Source organism: Streptomyces sp. NPDC048424, from assembly GCF_040651555.1.
GTDB lineage: Bacteria > Actinomycetota > Actinomycetes > Streptomycetales > Streptomycetaceae > Streptomyces.
On the sequence record NZ_JBEZKE010000021.1, the window covers coordinates 14,817 to 32,537 of the forward strand.

The 17,721-nt window shown below is 71.6% G+C and carries 17 protein-coding genes; all 17 read left to right on the forward strand.

Going from position 1 to position 17,721, the window contains the following annotated elements; genetic code table 11:
• The first annotated feature begins 14 nt into the window (after positions 1-14).
• The 17 genes from AB0D29_RS26480 (at position 15) to AB0D29_RS26560 (ending at position 17,583) form a co-directional block, all read left to right on the forward strand.
• Complete coding sequence (locus tag AB0D29_RS26480) at positions 15-326, forward strand: STAS domain-containing protein (protein ID WP_351297106.1); 312 nt, start codon at positions 15-17, stop codon at positions 324-326.
• On the forward strand, positions 323-796 hold the full coding sequence (locus tag AB0D29_RS26485; RefSeq protein ID WP_362857601.1) for an anti-sigma regulatory factor: 474 nt from the start codon (positions 323-325) through the stop codon (positions 794-796). Before AB0D29_RS26480 ends, AB0D29_RS26485 begins: the two co-directional genes overlap by 4 nt.
• Positions 778-2,037 (forward strand): PP2C family protein-serine/threonine phosphatase, encoded by a 1,260-nt coding sequence (locus AB0D29_RS26490; protein ID WP_362857603.1) that lies wholly within the window; start codon positions 778-780, stop codon positions 2,035-2,037. Before AB0D29_RS26485 ends, AB0D29_RS26490 begins: the two co-directional genes overlap by 19 nt.
• A complete protein-coding gene (locus tag AB0D29_RS26495) occupies positions 2,038-2,781 on the forward strand; it encodes a MinD/ParA family protein (RefSeq protein WP_351592231.1) in 744 nt (247 codons plus the stop codon).
• 69 nt (positions 2,782-2,850) lie between these two features.
• Positions 2,851-3,591: a type 1 glutamine amidotransferase domain-containing protein gene (locus AB0D29_RS26500; protein ID WP_362810541.1), complete on the forward strand. Its 741-nt coding sequence runs from the start codon at positions 2,851-2,853 to the stop codon at positions 3,589-3,591.
• A gap of 32 nt (positions 3,592-3,623) precedes the next feature.
• The gene (locus AB0D29_RS26505) at positions 3,624-5,108 is read left to right on the forward strand and encodes an aldehyde dehydrogenase family protein (protein ID WP_362857604.1); all 1,485 of its coding nucleotides are present in this window, start codon (positions 3,624-3,626) and stop codon (positions 5,106-5,108) included.
• A 24-nt stretch (positions 5,109-5,132) separates the two neighbouring features.
• A complete protein-coding gene (locus AB0D29_RS26510) occupies positions 5,133-5,747 on the forward strand; it encodes an NAD(P)-binding domain-containing protein (protein WP_362857605.1) in 615 nt (204 codons plus the stop codon).
• Positions 5,744-6,274 carry a (2Fe-2S)-binding protein gene (locus tag AB0D29_RS26515; protein WP_362857736.1) on the forward strand — a complete coding sequence of 177 codons (531 nt, stop codon included), beginning with the start codon at positions 5,744-5,746 and terminating at the stop codon, positions 6,272-6,274. The genes AB0D29_RS26510 and AB0D29_RS26515 overlap by 4 nt, the downstream gene beginning before the upstream one ends.
• A gap of 5 nt (positions 6,275-6,279) precedes the next feature.
• Positions 6,280-8,685: a xanthine dehydrogenase family protein molybdopterin-binding subunit gene (locus AB0D29_RS26520; protein WP_362857607.1), complete on the forward strand. Its 2,406-nt coding sequence runs from the start codon at positions 6,280-6,282 to the stop codon at positions 8,683-8,685.
• Positions 8,682-9,512: an FAD binding domain-containing protein gene (locus AB0D29_RS26525; protein ID WP_362857609.1), complete on the forward strand. Its 831-nt coding sequence runs from the start codon at positions 8,682-8,684 to the stop codon at positions 9,510-9,512. Before AB0D29_RS26520 ends, AB0D29_RS26525 begins: the two co-directional genes overlap by 4 nt.
• A 54-nt stretch (positions 9,513-9,566) precedes the next feature.
• Positions 9,567-10,823 carry an MFS transporter gene (locus AB0D29_RS26530; RefSeq protein ID WP_362857611.1) on the forward strand — a complete coding sequence of 419 codons (1,257 nt, stop codon included), beginning with the start codon at positions 9,567-9,569 and terminating at the stop codon, positions 10,821-10,823.
• Positions 10,820-12,331: an ATP-binding protein gene (locus tag AB0D29_RS26535; RefSeq protein ID WP_362857613.1), complete on the forward strand. Its 1,512-nt coding sequence runs from the start codon at positions 10,820-10,822 to the stop codon at positions 12,329-12,331. The genes AB0D29_RS26530 and AB0D29_RS26535 overlap by 4 nt, the downstream gene beginning before the upstream one ends.
• 12 nt (positions 12,332-12,343) lie before the next feature.
• Complete coding sequence (locus AB0D29_RS26540; RefSeq protein ID WP_030656331.1) at positions 12,344-12,685, forward strand: nuclear transport factor 2 family protein; 342 nt, start codon at positions 12,344-12,346, stop codon at positions 12,683-12,685.
• A 116-nt stretch (positions 12,686-12,801) separates the two neighbouring features.
• Positions 12,802-13,449, forward strand: coding sequence for a TMEM175 family protein (locus AB0D29_RS26545; RefSeq protein ID WP_362857614.1), 648 nt, complete (start codon positions 12,802-12,804; stop codon positions 13,447-13,449).
• 72 nt (positions 13,450-13,521) lie between these two features.
• Entirely contained in the window at positions 13,522-14,844 is a 1,323-nt protein-coding gene (locus AB0D29_RS26550; protein WP_362857616.1) for a transposase, read from the forward strand.
• Entirely contained in the window at positions 14,844-16,004 is a 1,161-nt protein-coding gene (locus AB0D29_RS26555) for an XdhC/CoxI family protein (RefSeq protein ID WP_362857617.1), read from the forward strand. Before AB0D29_RS26550 ends, AB0D29_RS26555 begins: the two co-directional genes overlap by 1 nt.
• Positions 16,005-16,119: 115 nt before the next feature.
• Positions 16,120-17,583, forward strand: a complete 1,464-nt coding sequence (locus AB0D29_RS26560; protein WP_362857738.1) for a GuaB1 family IMP dehydrogenase-related protein — start codon at positions 16,120-16,122, stop codon at positions 17,581-17,583.
• Positions 17,584-17,721 lie beyond the last annotated feature (138 nt).

Sequence of the window (17,721 nt, forward strand, 5' to 3'; positions counted from 1 at the left end):
GAAGGAGACCTGACATGCCGCTTTCCGTGTCCCTGAGCATCGAGGGCGACACCACCGTCATCGAGCTGACGGGCGAGCTGGACGCCAAGACCGCGCCGGACTTCCACCAGACCATCGAGAAGGCCGCCGGACACGGCACCAGCACCGTCGAGATCAGGATGGCCGGCGTGGGCTACATGGCCAGCGCCGGACTGCGCTCCCTGGTCTTCGCCCAGCAGAAGGTCGCGAACGACGTCACCATCAAGGTGGTCGGTGCCATCGAGCCCGTGTCCCGGACCATCCGGACGGCCGGACTCGACCGGAGCATCGTCCTCTCCGATGAGTGACCACCGTGACTGACATGGCCGAACTGGCGAGGACGTCCTCCCTGCTGGAAGTGCCCGCGACGGTGGGGGCACTGGGCGACATCGCCGCGTTCGTCCTGCGGCTGGCCGACCGGGCGGGCCTGGACAAGGGCGCCACGTACCGGATCCGGCTGGCCGTGGACGAACTGGCCACGAACATCGTGATGCACGGGTACCGGGGCGGTGGCGGACGGATCACCGTCCACGGCCGCTCCGGCCCGGGCGGGGTGCAGATCACCATCGAAGACGCCGCACCCGCCTTCGACCCCGTCGAAGGCCGCCTGCCGCCCGCCCCCGGGGTCCCCCCGGAGGACCGGCGGATCGGCGGCCTCGGCATCCACCTGGCACTGACCAGTGTGGACGAGTTCAGCTACGCGCACCGGGACGGCCGCAACATCAGCACGCTGACCGTGAAGGCTGAGGGGACGGACCGATGCCCTCCACGACCGTGATCATCCTCGATGCGTACCCGCCACCGCCGCCCGAGCTCCTGCGGGCGCTGCGGATCATGGACGCGGAACTCGTCCCCCGTACGCTGACGGAGCTGCTCGCGGGCCCGCTGGAACTGCTGCCCGTCGCGGACGTGCTGCTGGCGCCGGCCGAGTCCGACGGGGAGTCCGTCCGGACGGCGGTGCGCCGGCTGCGCCGCTGGGCCGGCGCACCCATCGTGGTCGTCTGGACCGTGACGGAGTTCGCCGCCCTGGAGGCACACGTGCGGATCGGGCACGACTACCTCGTACCGCCCTTCCTGCCCGCCCTCGTCGGGGCCCGCCTGCACAGCTGCTCGGAGCGCGCCGGACTCGGCCGCACCCTGCGGGAGGCCGACGCCCGCGCCGAACTCATGGGCTACGAGAAGGAACTGGAGATCGGCCGGGAGATCCAGGCGGGCTTCCTGCCCGAATCGCTGCCCGTCCCGGCGGGCTGGGAGATCGACGTGCGCTTCCGGCCCGCCCGCCAGGTCGCCGGGGACTTCTACGACGTCTTCGAGATATCCCGCGGCCGCCGGCTGGCGTTCGTCGTCGCCGACGTCTGCGACAAGGGGGTCGGCGCCGCGCTGTTCATGGCGCTCATCCGCTCCCTGCTCCGGCACACCGCGCAGAACAGCGGCCTCCAGCACCTGGTCGCCGCCGGACGCACCGGAGGCAGCCGGCGCATTCCGGTGGTCGGCGCCACGCCGCTGCTCAACGCCGTCACCGCCACCAACGGCTACCTCACCCGCAACCACCTGCGGCAGGGCTACTTCGCCACCCTGTTCTTCGGGGTGCTGGACCCGCTCACCGGCAGCCTCGTCTACATCAACGGCGGCCACAACCCGCCCCTGCTGCTGCCCGCCGACGGCAGCCCGCCCCGGGCCCTGGACGTCACGGGCCCGGCCGTCGGGGTCCTGCCCGACGTCGTCTACACCCTCGGCTACGCCCAGCTGGACCCCGGCGACACCCTCTTCGCCTTCACCGACGGAGTGCCCGAGGCCCGCTGCCCGAACGGCAGTTTCCTCGGCGACGAACGCATGCTGGAACTGCTCGCCGGGCCGCCGGCGAACGGCAAGGACGTGGTCGACCGGATGGACCTGGCGGTGCGCGAGCACACCGGCACCGCCGAACAGCACGACGACGTCACCATGCTGGCCCTGCACCGGCCACGCGCGGCGCGGGGGCCGCACGCGGACGGTGCCGGTCACAGGGTGGTGGCCTAGATGGCCCGCACCATCGTGGTGCACTCGCACCGCGGTGGCACCGGGAAGTCCTCGGTACTGGCCAACCTCGCGCTGCTGATCGCGGCCGGGGGGCGCAGGGTGGGGCTGGTGGACACCGACATCCAGTCACCCACCCTGGACCTGCTGTTCCGGCTCGGACCCGGGGCCTCCCTCGCCGACTACCTCCTCGGCCGCTGCGAGATCGAGACCACCGCCCAGCAGGCGGGCGTGCCCGGGCTGTACGTCGTACCGGCCCGGACCGGGACGGCCGCCCTGCGCGAGATCATGACCAGCGGCTACGACGTGGGGCTGCTGCCGGAGGGCTTCGACAGGCTGGCCGAGCACCACGCGCTCGACGTACTGCTGCTCGACACCCACGCCGGGCTCAACAACGAGTCGGTGACCGCCATGGCGAGCGCCGACGTACTGATGATCATGGCCCGGGCGGACCGGATCGACCTCTCCGGGGTCGAGGAGACCATCGCCCTCGCCGGCCGCCTGACCTGCCGGCGGACCGTGGTGCTGAGCATGGCCCCCGAGGGCATGGACCGGGACAGGGCCCGGCGGCGCGCCGAGGAGGTCTACGGGGCGCCGCTGGCCGGAATCCTTCCGTACTCGCCGGAAATGGCGGCGCTGTACGGGGAACGCATATTCGCAGACGCCCACCCCGACCACCCCCTGGTCGGTGAATTCCGCACCATCATCTCGGCGTTGGACGCACGTGACGAAGTATCGCGGGCCTGACGTCACCCCCTTACGCCCCTTGCGGGGGGCGTGTTGAATCGGCAGCGAATCCAGAACAAGGAGAGAATCATGAAGATTCTCGTCGTCATGACGGCCAAGGCCACACTGCATCTGCTGGACGGCGAACAGCATCCCTCGGGATTCTGGGCCGAGGAATTCGTCGTGCCCTTCACGCTCTTCAAGGCGGCGGGACACGACGTGGACGTGGCGACGATCGCGGGCCGCGCGCCCACGGTCGACCAGACGAGCATCGACCCCCAGTTCCTCCAGTGGGTCCGCCCCCAGGGCTCGCCGGACGAGGACGCGGCCAACGCCGCCGAGTACGTCCGGGTCATCGGGGACACCCCCCAGCTGAGAGCGCCCCTCGCGCTGGAGGACCTCACCGAGAAGGACATCGCCGACTACGACGGCGTGTACGTCAGCGGCGGTCACGGAGCCATCGGCGACCTGCCCAAGTCCGACGAGCTCGCGCAGATCCTGCGCTGGGTCATCGCCCAGGACAAGCCGCTCGCCACCGTCTGCCACGGCCACACCTCGCTGCTCGCGCTGCGCGACGGGGAGGGCCGCTGGCCGTTCGAGGGCTACCGGATGACGGCCTTCTCGCACAGCGAGGAACTGGTCACCAACATGGCCGGCCGGCTCCCGCTGATCCTGGAGGTCGAGCTCACCCGGCTCGGCGCGCGCTACGAGAAGGCCGAAGCCATCTGGGACTCGCACGTGGTCGTGGACCGCAAGCTGACGACCGGCCAGAACCCGTACTCCTCCAAGGCCCTCGCCGAGACCTTCTTACGGCAGCTCGCGAAGGGCTAGAACCGCCCCGCACCCGACACCGGAAGGCAGCCATGACCAAGCGTGAGCTGAGCGGCCAGCCCCTCGCGAACCCCGGGAAACTGTTCATCGGCGGCAGATGGGTCCCGGCCCGGGACGGCCGTACCGAACCGGACATCAGCCCCGTGGACGGGCAGGAGATCGTGCCGGTGGCCCAGGCCGCCGCCGCCGACGCGGACGCGGCCGTCGCCGCCGCCCGCAAGGCGTACGAGGAAGGCCCGTGGAGCAGACTGTCCGCCCAGGAACGCGCGCTGCGGCTGAACCGGGTCGGTGAGCTCATCGAGCGCGACCTGGAGGAGATCGCCCTGCTGGAGACCGTGGACATGGGCAAGCCGTTCGCCTTCTCCAGCACGGTCGACGCCCCCATGGCCGCCCAGCTCATGCACTACTACGCCGGTGCCGTGACCCGGGTCGACGGCTCCTCCCGGGCCCCGGCCGGCGGACAGCTCGCCTACACCCTGCGCGAACCGCTGGGCGTGGTCTGCGCCATCACCCCGTTCAACTTCCCCCTGCTGCTGTCCATGACGAAGATCGCCCCGGCCCTCGCGGCGGGCAACACGGTGGTCCACAAGCCCTCGCCGGCCACCCCGCTCACCGCGCTGAAGATCGCCGAGCTCTTCCAGGAGGCGGAGATCCCGGACGGCGTGCTGAACGTGATCACCGGTCCCGGCGTGGAACTGGGGGAGACCCTCACCGACCACCCGGACATCGACAAGATCGCCTTCACCGGCTCCACCTCGGTCGGCCAGTCGATCATCCGCAAGGCGGCCGGCACCCTGAAGAAGGTGACGATGGAACTCGGCGGCAAGTCCGCCAACATCGTCTTCGCCGACGCCGACCTCGACGCCGCCGAGGAACTCGCCTTCTTCGGCATCTACTACAACAAGGGCGAGATCTGCACCGCCGGCTCCCGGCTGCTCCTGCACCGCCCCATCCACGACGAGATGGTCGAACGCCTCGTCCGCCGGGCCGCCGCCCTCAAGCCCGGCGACCCGCGCGACCCGGCCACCCTGTTCGGGCCGCTGGCCCACCGCGGCCAGTTCGACAAGGTCAGCTCCTACATCGAGGTGGGGGAGAAGGAAGGCGCCGTGCTGCGCACCGGCGGCACCGGCTGGACCCCCGAGGGCGCCTCCAGCCAGGGCCTGTACTTCCTGCCCACCGTCTTCACCGGCGTCGACAACGGCATGCGGATCGCCCAGGAGGAGATCTTCGGCCCGGTCCTGTCGATCATCCCCTTCGACACCGAGGAGGACGCCGTACGCATCGCCAACGACAGCGCGTACGGCCTCGCCGCCGGCGTCCACACCAAGGACCTCCGGCGCGCCCACCGGGTCGCCTCGCAGATCAAGGCCGGCACGGTCTGGGTCAATTGCTACAACCAGTACGACCCCTCCGTGCCCTACGGCGGCTACAAGGCCTCCGGATACGGCCGCGAGTGCGGCCCCGAGTCGCTGGAGAGCTACACCCAGACCAAGTCGGTCTGGATCGGCATGGACTGAGACTCCCTTCCCGAAGGAGCGGCAATGCGCACAGGCATCATCGGCACCGGACGGATCGGCTCGACCCTGGCCAGGATCCTGGTGGCGGCAGGCCACCAGGTCGTCCTCGCCAACGCCCGGGGCCCGCAGACCCTCGGCCCGCTCGTGGCCGAGCTGGGACGGGCGGCCTCGGCGGCGCACCCCGCCGAGGCCGCCGGCCAGGCCGAACTCCTGGTGCTGATGGTGCCCTTCGACAGCGTCCGGGGGCTGCTCCCGCCACGCGTCGTGCAGGACAAGGTGCTGGTGGACGCCACCAACGCGTTCGGCGGCCCCGGTACGCCCGCCGACCTCGGCGGGCGCGGCTCCAGCGACCTGGTCGCCGAGTGGTACCCGGGCGCCCAGGTCGTGAAATCCCTGAACACCATGCATTTCGAAACCCTCGCCGTCGCCGGGACCGCATCCGGAGAGCGCCTGGCGCATTACACGGCGGGCGACGACGTGAAAGCGAAGGAAATCGTCGCGGGAATCATCGCGGATCTGGGATTCGCGCCCGTGGACACCGGCCCGTTGCACTCCGGAGGAATTCTCCAGCAGCCCGGCGGGCCCCTCTTCAACCGGCCGCTCACGGAAGCGCAGGCGCTGGCATGGATATCACACTGAATGTGAACGGAAGACCGGAGGAGTTCTCGGCGGAGCCGAACGAACTGCTCGTGGAACGGCTCCGCGACGGCCTCGGACTGACCGGCACCAAAGTCGGCTGCGACACCGGCCAGTGCGGCTCCTGCGTCGTCCGGCTCGACGGCAGGTCCGTCAAGAGCTGCCTGGTCCTCACGGTTTCGGCCGCCGGCGGCGAGGTGGCCACCATCGAGGGCGTCACCACCCCCGGCGGTGAGCTGACCGGCCTCCAGGAGGCACTGCGCCAGGAGCACGGCACCCAGTGCGGCTTCTGCACCCCCGGCATGGTCATGGCGCTCGGCGAACTCGTCGACACCACTGCCGGCGGCGAGGCCCCCACCGAGCCCGAGATCCGCGAGTGGCTCACCGGGAACCTGTGCCGCTGCACCGGCTACCACAGCGTCGTACGGGGAGTGCAGCGCGCCTGCGCGGCCGCCCGCGCCGAGGAGCCCGGAGCCCTCTCCGCGGCCGGCGCCGGCGCCGCGTCCGCCGCTGCCGGACAGGAGGTGTGAGGGACATGACCGCAGTGACGGGGGACGCCCCTGCCGTGGGCGGCGGAGTGCTCGGGCAGCCGCTGGACAGCCGCGAGGACCCGCAGCTGCTGCGCGGCGAGGCGACGTACGTGGCGGACATCGACCTGCCGGGCACCGCCCACATGGCCATCCTGGGCAGCCCGGTCGCCCACGCGAGGATCCTCTCCATCGAGACCAAGGCCGCGGAGCAGCTGCCCGGTGTGCTGAAGGTGGCCACGGCCGCCGACTTCACCGACGTGATGCCGCTGCCCTGCATCTGGATACCCGGCGGGGTCGAGAGCCACTTCCCGCCCCACCCCTACGGACTTCCCGGCGCCCGCCCGGTCCTCACCGGCGACGCCGTGCGGCACGTCGGCGACCCGATCGCCGTGGTCGTCGCCGAGACCCCGCGCCAGGCCGCCGCGGCGCTCGCCGCCATCGCCGTCGAGTACGAGCCGCTGCCCGTGGTCACGCGGGCCGACGAGGCGCTCGCCGAGGGAGCGCCCCAGCTGCACGAGGCGGTCCCGGGCAACCTGAACGCGTACTGGACCTGTGGCGACAAGGACCGCACCGACGCGGCCATCGCCGAGGCCGAGGTCACCGTCGAGCTCGACCTCGTCAACCAGCGCACCATCAACAGCCCCATCGAGCCCCGCGGCGCGGTCGGCGACTTCAACGCCGCCACCGGCGAGTACACGCTCTACGCCTCCACCCAGGGCCCGCACAACCACCGCTTCCTGCTCTCCGCGCTGGTCCTCGGCATCCCCTTCAACAAACTCCGGGTGATCGCCCCGACGGTCGGCGGCAGCTTCGGCACCAAGGGCTACCTCTACCCCGACATGGCGCTGGTCCTGCTGCTCTCCAAGGCGCTCGGCCGGCCCGTGAAGTGGGTGGACACCCGCACCGGCCTGATGAACTCCACCGTCCAGGGCCGCGACCACCGCCAGCACGTCACCCTCGCCGGCACCCGCGACGGCCGCATCACCGCCGTGCGCGCCACCAGCTACGCCAACCTCGGCGCGTACCCCTCCACCATCGGCCCCGGCGTCGCCACCGCCCTGATGGGCCGCTCCATCAGCGGCATGTACGACATCGACGCGGCCTTCTGCGAGGTCTACGCCGCCTTCACCAACACCGTCTCGCTCGGCGCCCAGCGCGGCAGCGGGCGGGCCGAGGCCGCCTTCCTCATGGAGCGCCTGGTCGACCGCTACGCCTCCGAGATCGGCATGGACCCGGCGGCCGTACGGCGCAAGAACCTGGTGCCGAAGGAGAAGTTCCCGTACGACAACGGTCTGGGCTGGACCTACGACTCCGGGAACTACGAGCTGAACTTCGACCGGGCGATCGAGCTGTCGGGCTACGCCGACATGCCCGCCCGCAAGGCCGAGGCCCGCACCCGCGGCAAGCGCCTGGGCGTCGGCCTCGCCACCTACGTCGCGATCTGCGGGGTGGGCCCCTCCACCCGGATGTCCCAGGAGGGCATGCTCGGCGGCACCTGGGAGAGCGCGAACATCCGCGTCCACCCGACCGGCGAGGTCACCGTCACCGTGGGCTCCGCCTCCACCGGCCAGAGCCACGGCACCGTCTTCGCGATGGTCGCCGCCGACGAGCTCGGCATCGACCCGGACACGGTCCAGGTCCTCGAAGGCGACACCCAGAAGGCCCCGTACGGGCAGGGCACCTACGGCTCGCGCTCGTACAGCATGGCCGCGCCCGCCGTCGCCCTGACCGCCCGCAAGATCAAGACCAAGCTGGTGAAGGCCGGCGCCGTGTTCCTGAACGTCCCCGAGGAGAAGGTCGTATACGAGGGCGGCAAGGTCTTCGAAGAGGGCAACCCGGAGAACACCAAGACCTTCGCCGAGCTGGCCATGGCCATGTGGTACGGCTGGGGGCTGCCCCCGGAGATCGAACCGGCCCTCGACGAGACCACCCACTTCGACCCGCCGGACTTCAACTACCCCTTCGGCACGCACGTCGCGGTCGTCGAGATCGACGAACTGACCGGCGAGACCGAGGTGGTGGCCTACACGGCCGTCGACGACGCCGGGAACATCGGCAATCCGAAGATCGTCCACGGGCAGATCGAGGGCAGCATCGTGCACGGCCTCGGCCAGGCCCTCATGGAGGCCGCCGAATACGACGAGAACGGGCTGCTCGTCAGCTACGACCTCAACCACTACGCCCTGCCGCGCGCCGCCGACGTGCCGTTCTTCGCGCTCGACAAGACCGTCACGCCCAGCCCGCACAACCCGCTCGGCGCCAAGGGCGCCGGCGAGATCGCCACCGTCCCGCCCGCCGCGGCCGTCGTCAACGCCGTCGTCGACGCCCTCTCCGACCTGGGCGTCCGGCACATCGACATGCCGCTCACCCCCGAGAAGGTCTGGCGCCGCCTGAGAGGGGAATCCCAGTGATCCTCACCGAGTTCGACTACGTCCGCCCCGCCGGCCTCGACGAGGCCCTGGCCCTGCTGACCGGGACGCGCGGCGCCCGGCTCCTGGCCGGCGGGCAGAGCCTCCTGCCCGACCTGCGGACGGGCGCCGACCACGCCCGCCTGCTGGTCGACATCCGGCGGCTCGCGGAACTGCGGGGCATCCGGCGCGACCCCGACGGCGGGCAGCTGCGGATCGGAGCCCTCACCACGCTCGCCGAACTCGCCGCGGACCCGCTGGTGCTCGCCGAGGCACCCGAACTGGCCGCCGCGGCCCGCGCCAACGGCGACCCCCAGGTCCGCAACCTCGGCACCGTCGGCGGCAACCTCGCCGCCGCCGGCCGGGCCACCGACCTGCCGGTCGCCGCGATCGCCGCGGACGCCGTGGTCGAACTGGCCGGCCCCGACGGGCGGTCGGCCCTGCCGGCCGAGGAGTTCGCGGCCGGCGGCGCACCCGCCGCGGCCGTGCTCACCGCCCTGCTGGTGCCGGCCGCCGGCCGGGCCGCCGCCTTCGAGAAGACCGCCGACCGGGCCACCCGCTACCCGGTGTGCGCCACGGCCGTACGGATCACTCCCGGCGGGCCGCGCATCGCCGTCACCGGAGCCACCCCCCGCGCGCTGCGGCTGCGCGGGGTCGAAGACCGCCTGCGCGGGGGCCCGTACAGCACCGACGCCGTCCTCGCGGCCTTCCGCGCCGAGCCCCGGGAGCTCTTCGTCCCCGGGCGCGGCACCTCGGCCGAGTACCTCGGCCACCTCGCGGGGGTACTGACGGCCCGAGCCTTGCAGAGGGCCGAGCAGGCACTCGCCTGATCGCCCATCACGGGGCCCGGGCAGGGCCCCATCACGGGGGAGTTGAGTGAAGCAGTGGCCGAATCATCGAAGACGACCACGGAGACGACCGTGCACCCGGCCGCACCCGCGGCCGGAGCGCCCAGAGGCTCCGGCTTCTGGGTGGTGGGAGCGGTCCTCGTCCTGCTGATGCTCTCCTCCTCCGTGCCCTCCGCCCTCTACGTGCTCTACCAGCAGGAGTGGGACCTGTCCTCCGGCATGATCACGGTGGTCTTCGCCCTGTACGCCGTCACCGTGCTCGCCGGGCTCCTGCTGTTCGGGTCCCTCTCCGACACCCTGGGCAGGCGCCCGGTCCTGGCCGCCGGGCTGGTCCTGGCGATCGTCTCCATGGTCCTGTTCGCCGGGGCCCAGGGCCTCGGGCTGCTCCTCGCCGCCCGCGCCGTCCAGGGCCTGGCCGTGGGCCTGGCCACCGGGGCGATGGGCGCGGCCCTGCTGGAACTCAGCCCCGCCTCGAAGCCCGCGCTCGGCGCCCAGGTCAACAGCGCGGGCCCGACCGTGGGCATCGGGCTCGGCGGGATCGGGGCGGGACTGCTCGTCCAGTACGCGCCCGCGCCGACCGTCCTGAGCTACCTGCTGTTGGTCGGGGCCTTCGCCGTGACCCTGGTGGGGGTGTTCCGGATGCGCGAGAGCGCGCCGGGCGCCGGGGGCCGCTTCCGGGTGGTCCCGCACCGGATCCGCGTACCGGAGGGCGCCCGCGGCCGCTTCGCCGTCCTCGTGCTGACCATCGTCGCCGTCTGGTCGGTGGGCGGCTTCTACCTCTCGCTCGGCCCGCACCTGGCGCTGTCGCTGCTGGAGTCCACCAACTACCTCGTCGGCGGCGCCACGGTGGCGCTGCTCGCGGGCGCCGCCACCGTCGCCCAGCTGATGCTCGGCGGCACAGCGGCGCTGCGCACCGCCGTGCTCGGACTGTTCGGCCTGCTCGCCGGACTCGGCCTGGTGCTCCTCGCGCTGGGCCTCGGCTCGGCCGTGGTGTTCCTGGTGGCCACCGCGGTCCTCGGCAGCGGCTGGGGCGCCGCCTTCCTCGGCTCGTTCCGGGCGCTGAGCGCACTCGCCGAACCGGCGCACCGCGGTGAACTGACCGCCGCCGTGTACGTCTTCGCGTACCTCGCGATGAGCGTGCCGGCGGTCCTCGCCGGGATGCTCACCAACATCCACGGGCTGCACCGCACCTCCGTCGGCTTCATGGCCGCCGTCGCCGGGGTGTGCGCGCTGGCCCTGCTGGCCACGCTGCGACTGGCCGCCCGCACCAGGGCAGAGGGGGGCACGGTATGAACCCGGCAGAACTGCGGTCCGCCCTGCGCTCGCTGGAGATCTTCGAAGGGCTGACCGAGGACCAGCTGGACTGGCTGGTCTCGGTGTCCGAACCCAGGGTCCTCGGCGACGGGGAGGTGCTCTTCCGGGACGGCGAGGAGGCCGCCGGCTTCCACGTCCTGCTCTCGGGCGGACTGGTCGTCACCAAGGTCGTCGACGGCCGGGAGGAGGTGCTCACCCGCCACTCCACGGAAGAAGAGAGCGCTTCCGCCGAGGAGCACGACGGAAAACCGTCGGCCGCCCACCGGTTCACGGGCGAACTGCCCCTGCTGACGGACGGCTCGTACGTGGCCACCGCGGCCGCGAGCGGGCCGTCGACCACCGTCGTGGCGTATCCCAAGGCGGTCTTCTTCGAGATGCTCACCCGCTGCCACGGGGTGGCCGCCGTCCTGATCCCCGTACTGGCCTGGCGGATCAAGTCCTCCGAGGTGCAGGCCCGCAAACGGGCCACCGTGGAGGCGCTCGGCACGCTCGCCGCCGGGCTCGCGCACGAGCTGAACAACCCGGCGGCCGCCGTGGCCCGGGCCGCGCAGGAACTGGCCCCCGCCCTGGACCGGCTCACCCGGACCGCCCAGGCCTGGGGCGCGGCCGCCACCGGCGCGGAACGGGCCGTCTTCGACCGGCTCGCCGAGGAACTGGACAAGCTGCCGCCGCCCGTGACCACCGACCCCTTCGCCCAGGCCGACGCCGAGGAGGAGATCGCCGACTGGGCCGAGGAGGCGGGCACCGAACGGCCCGGCCTGCTCGGCTCCGGGATCTCGGACCTCGGGCTGGAGCTGGGCTGGCTGCTGGAGCGGCTGGAGGGGGTCGGCGAGCCGGCCCTCGCCTGCGCCCTGGACCACCTCGCGGCGCTGCTGGAGATCCGCTCGCTCGCCGCGGAGCTCCGGGCGGCGGGTCCCAGGATCTCCCAACTCGTCTCCGCCACCCGGGATTACGCCAATCTCGACCGGGCGCCCGAACAGCGCTTCCCGGTGACCGAGGGGCTGGAGAACACGCTGGTCGTGCTGCGTGCCAAGCTCGGGGGCATCAGCATCGTGCGTGAGTACGAGCCCGGCCTGCCCGAACTGACGGGCTACCCGAGCGAGTTGAACCAGGTGTGGACCAACCTGGTCGACAACGCCGCCGAGGCCATGGAGGGCGCGGGCGTACTGACCCTGCGCGCCCGGGCCGAGGGCGACTGCATGGTCGTGGAGATCTGCGACACCGGGCGCGGCATCCCCGTGGAATCCCTGCCGCGGATCTTCGAACCCTTCTACACCACCAAGGACGTGGGCAAGGGCACGGGCCTCGGGCTGCACCTGAGCTACCGCATCGTGACCCAGCGCCACCACGGCTCGCTCACGGCGCGCTCGCGCCCCGGCGAGACCCGGATGGTGGTCCGGCTGCCCTTCGCCGGCAGTGCCCAGTCCTGCGCCCCACCTGCCGCAACACCCGATACGGCACCCATCGAGGGCACCCCGCCCGGTTGAAACGGAGTCGACATGGCCAAGTACGACATCTCCAAGCTGCACCCGGTGTTCGTCCGCCAGATGGAAGCGCTGGCGGCCCTGGACATCGAGGCGGTGATGAAGAACTACACCGACGACGCCGTGCTGCTGCGCTTCGAGGGGGTCTCGGTCGGCATCGAAGCCGTTCGTGAGACGTTCACCGGCTATCTCACGGTGAAGCCCACCCTCGTCGAACTCCAGGAGTACATCGAGACCGAGGACACCATCTTCTACCGGGCGATCATGAACCTGAACGGCGAACCGGAGCACGCGTTCGGGACACTCGTCGTCCGCGATGGCCGAATCTGGCGGCAGACCGCCGGGTTCGGCGGCTGACGGCCGAAATCTGGGTAGCGTGTGCGGGGAGGGCGGGAGAACGCCCTCCCCGTATGTGTGGCATACCGTGCGTTTGCAGACTGCGCATATATGCGAGCGGTGGCAAAGGGGAGGCAATGGAAAACGAAACCGGGCGGATCGAGGCATTCAGTGACGGAGTATTCGCCGTCATCATCACCATCCTCGTTCTGGAATTAAAGGTTCCGGAAGAAACCGGATCCGAGTTCTGGCACGGGGTCCGGGAACAATGGCCCCATTACGCCGCCTACGTCGTGAGTTTCCTCATCATCGGCGTGATGTGGGTGAATCACCACACCATCTTCAGTCACCTGAAGAGGGTCGACCGCCCATTGTTGTTCCTGAATCTCCTGGTGCTGATGGTGGTATCGGTGGTCCCGTACACCACCAATGTCCTCGCCGAGCACCTCATGGAGGAAGGCAGCGGCGCCACCGCCGCCGCGGTCCTCTACAGCGCCGTCACCGTGGCCTACGCCACGGCGTTCCTGGCCTTCTGGTGGTACGTCACCCGGGTCGGCCACCTCTTCCACGAGAAGGTGGACCGGGAGGGCGCACGCGCCACACGGGTGCGTTTCGGCCTCGGCGCCATCGCCTACCCCCTCACCGTCGTCCTTGCCTTCTACTCGGCGACGCTCACGCTTGTCGCACACTTCCTGATCGCGATCTACTATGCGGCGAACCAGATCCCCATCCCCCTCGTGGTAGAGGAAGAGCGGCTCGAAACTGCCAGCGACCTCAGGAAGTAGCCGCCGGGGCCTACGGCCGTTCTCCGCGGTCAAGTAGGGTATTGGATCTAGCTGGTCGCGGGGGAGGCCCAGATGGCTCGCGTAGTCCTGCCGGAGGATTCCACGAAGGAAATCTCCGAATTGATCGACGTCCTGATCTCTCTGCTCTTCGAGTCCTTACCCCGGCGGGACCAGCGAAACTGGGCCCGCGTTTATCTGAACGGATTGGTGCGGACCACCGGGAAGAAAACAATCCGTAACATCGCCGGAACAGGGGCCAGTTCCGTCGAGCAGAGCCTCCAGCAGTTCATCAGCAAGTCCCCCTGGGACTGGACCCCGGTCCGCCGCTCCCTCGCCCAGCACCTCGAACGCACCGCGCAGCGCCCCCTGGCCTGGGTGCTCCAGCCCATGGTCATAGAGAAGGCCGGCGACCGCTCGGTCGGCGTCGGCCGGCAGTTCGTCCCCCAGCTCGGCCGCACCGCCAACTGTCAGCAGGCCAGCGGGATCTGGCTCGCCTCCAGCGAGGCCAGCTTCCCGGTCGAATGGACCCTCACCCTCCCCGGGCCCTGGACCAGCGAACTCCTGCGCCGCCGACGGGCCGGCATCCCCGACACCGCCCGCTCCCTCACCCCCGCCCAGGACGCCGTACACGCCGTCCAGCGGATGGCCGCGACCTGGCAACTCCAGCGCCGGCCCGTGGTGATGGAGGTCGCCAACGGCGACCTGCCGCAGTGCATCGAGTCCTTCGCGCAGCAGGACATCCCCTTCGTCTTCAAGGTCGACGGCTCCCTGCCCGTCTCCTTCGGCGGCGCCGGCCGGCACAAACCCGGCCCGCACACCGCCCCCGCCCGTGAACTCATCGACTCCCTGCGCTCCCAGCGCCGCGTCGTCGAATGGACCCGGCACGGCCGGGCCGAAGGCGCGGTGACCCTGCTGACCTCGGCCTCGATCCTCGCCACCCCCTGCGAGGACCGGCCCCTGCCCGCGCCGCCCACCCCGCTGCTGCTGGTCGGAGCCTGGACCGAAGCGGCCCTGCTGCCCTCCGAGTTCTGGATCACCAACATCGGCGACCGCCCGCTCGCCCAGCTCTTCCTGCTCGCCAAACTCACCGACCGGGTCTCCCTGGACTTCACCGAGACCTGCGAACCGGTGGGCATCCGCGACTTCGAGGGCCGCTCCTTCCGCGGCTGGCACCACCACGCCACCCTCGCGAGCGTGGCCCACGCCGCCAGACTGCTCGGCACCCGGCACCAGCTCCCCGACGGATACCCCGGACCCGCCCGTCCCGCCGTCACCCGGCCGGCCGCCCCCGCCCCCGCGGCCCGGCCCGGCCCGCCCCGGCCGGCGACCCCGGCCGTCCTGCCGCCGCGCCCGTACCTCCCCGGCCAGACCCCGCGCCGCGAGTACATCCGCTGATGCTCGACATAGCCGACGAGCTACGCGCGTGGTGCGCCGCCCAGCGGGAGTTCGCGCTGGCCACCGTGGTGGCGGTCAGCGGCAGCGCCCCGCGCGGCCCCGGTGCCTCCCTCGCCGTCGACGACCGGGGCACCGCCCTCGGCTCCATCTCCGGCGGCTGCGTGGAATCGGCCGTGCACGAGCTGTGCCTCGACGCGATCGCCTCCGGCGAAGGCGGCCTGCACCGCTTCGGCTACAGCGACGACGACGCCTTCGCGGTGGGTCTGACCTGCGGGGGAGTCCTGGACGTACTGGTCACCCCGGTGCGCGTGCCCGACCCCGTGCGGCCCGTGCTCGGCTCGGTGCTCGACGCCGCCGCGGGCGGGAGCCGCGCCGCGCTCGCCCGGGTGGTCTCCGGCCCGCCCCGCCAGCTCGGCCGGGCGCTCGCCGTCCACGCCGACGGCTCCTACGAGGGCGGGCTCGCCGGCGGCCCCGCCCTGGACCGGGCCGCCGCCGACCGGGTACGGGCCCTGCTGCTGGCCGGGCGCACCGGCACCGCCGAACTCGGCACGGCCGGCGGACTCTGCGGGGAGCCGCTGACCCTGCTCGTCGAATCGGCCGCCGAACCGCCCCGGCTCATCGTCTACGGGGCCATCGACTTCGCCGCGGCCCTCGCCCGGATCGGCGCCTTCCTCGGCCACCGGGTCACCGTGTGCGACGCCCGGCCCGTCTTCGCGACCCCGGAGCGATTCCCCGCCGCCGACGAGGTCCTCGTCGACTGGCCGCACCGGCACCTCGCCGCGGAATGGGAGGCCGGCCGCCTGGACTCCCGTACCGCCGTGTGCGTCCTCACCCACGACGCCAAGTTCGACGTACCGCTGCTGGAGCTCGCCCTGCGGCTGCCCGTGGGCTACGTGGGAGCCATGGGATCGCGGCGCACCCACGCCGTACGCGAGAGACGGCTGCGGGAGCAAGGGGTGAGCGACTCCGGGCTCGCCCGGTTGCGCTCACCCATAGGGCTGGACCTCGGCGGCGCCACTCCCGAGGAGACGGCCCTGGCCATCGCCGCCGAGTTCACGGCGGTGCGGCACGGAGGATCGGTGCTCCCGCTGGCCCGGCGCCGGGGCCCGGTGCACCGGCGGGAGGGATCGGCCCGGCCGGCCGGGACCAAGGTCCCGTAGGAAAGAACCATGGGGCCCGGTATGTCCTGGACGATCGGCCCGGACCGTGTGAACGCCAGGTCGTGGGAGAATGAAGTACGTGCGTTTCCTCGGCTGACCCGTCGGGGTACCTCCGATCGACTGGGATGTTCAGCACGTGCGTTTCCTCAATGACTCGAAGCCGCCGTACGACCTCACGTACGACGATGTGTTCATGGTTCCGAGCCGCTCCGCGGTCGGTTCCCGCCAGGGCGTCGACCTCTCCTCGCCCGACGGCACCGGCACCACCATTCCGCTGGTCGTGGCGAACATGACCGCCATCGCGGGCCGCCGGATGGCCGAGACCGTCGCCCGCCGCGGCGGCATCGTCGTCATCCCGCAGGACATCCCGATCGAGATCGTCACCGACGTCATCTCCTGGGTGAAGACCCGCCACCACGTGCTCGACACCCCGATCACGCTGGCACCCACCCAGACGGTCGCCGACGCGCTGTCCCTGCTGCCCAAGCGCGCCCACGGCGCCGGAGTCGTCGTCGACGCCGAGGGCCGCCCGGTGGGCGTCGTCACCGAGCACGACCTGACCGGTGTCGACCGCTTCACCCAGCTCTCCGAGGTCATGTCGAAGGAGCTGCTGCTCATCGACGCCGACATCGACCCCCGCGAGGCCTTCAACAAGCTCGACGCCGGCCACCGCAAGCTGGCCCCGGCCGTCGACGAGGACGGCAAGCTCGTCGGCCTCCTCACCCGCAAGGGCGCCCTGCGCGCGACCCTGTACACCCCGGCGACCGACGCCAACGGCAAGCTGCGCATCGCGGCCGCCGTCGGGATCAACGGCGACTTCGTGGCCAAGGCCAAGCAGCTGCTCGACGCGGGCGTGGACACGCTCGTCATCGACACGGCGCACGGCCACCAGGAATCGATGATCAACGCGATCAAGGCCGTCCGCGCGCTGGACCCGCAGGTCCCGATCGTGGCCGGCAACATCGTCGCCGCCGAGGGCGTCAAGGACCTCATCGACGCCGGCGCCGACATCATCAAGGTCGGTGTGGGCCCCGGCGCCATGTGCACCACCCGCATGATGACCGGTGTGGGCCGCCCGCAGTTCTCCGCGGTGCTGGAATGCGCGGCCGAGGCGAAGAAGCACGGCAAGCACGTGTGGGCCGACGGCGGCGTCCGTCACCCGCGCGACGTGGCGATGGCGCTGGCCGCCGGTGCGTCCAACGTGATGATCGGCTCCTGGTTCGCCGGTACGTACGAGTCCCCGGGCGACCTCCAGCAGTCCGCCGACGGCCGCCTCTACAAGGAGTCGTTCGGCATGGCCTCGGCGCGTGCGGTGCAGAACCGCACGAGCGAGGAGTCGGCCTACGACCGTGCCCGCAAGGGCCTGTTCGAGGAGGGCATCTCCACCTCGCGGATGTTCCTCGACCCGGCGCGCCCGGGCGTCGAGGACCTGATCGACTCGATCATCGCGGGCGTCCGCTCCTCCTGCACCTACGCCGGTGCCGGCTCCCTCGCGGAGTTCGAGGAGAAGGCGGTCGTCGGCATCCAGTCCGCCGCCGGCTACGCCGAGGGCAAGCCGCTGCACGCCAGCTGGAGCTAGTCCGTCTCTTTCTCCCGTGGCCCCGGCCGTCCCTCCGCGGACGGCCGGGGCCACGGCCGTTCCCGGGCGCGGGGGACCGTTCGGCGTGGCGGGTGACCGTTCGGCGCAGGCGGGGACCGGATACGTCATGCGGCGGAT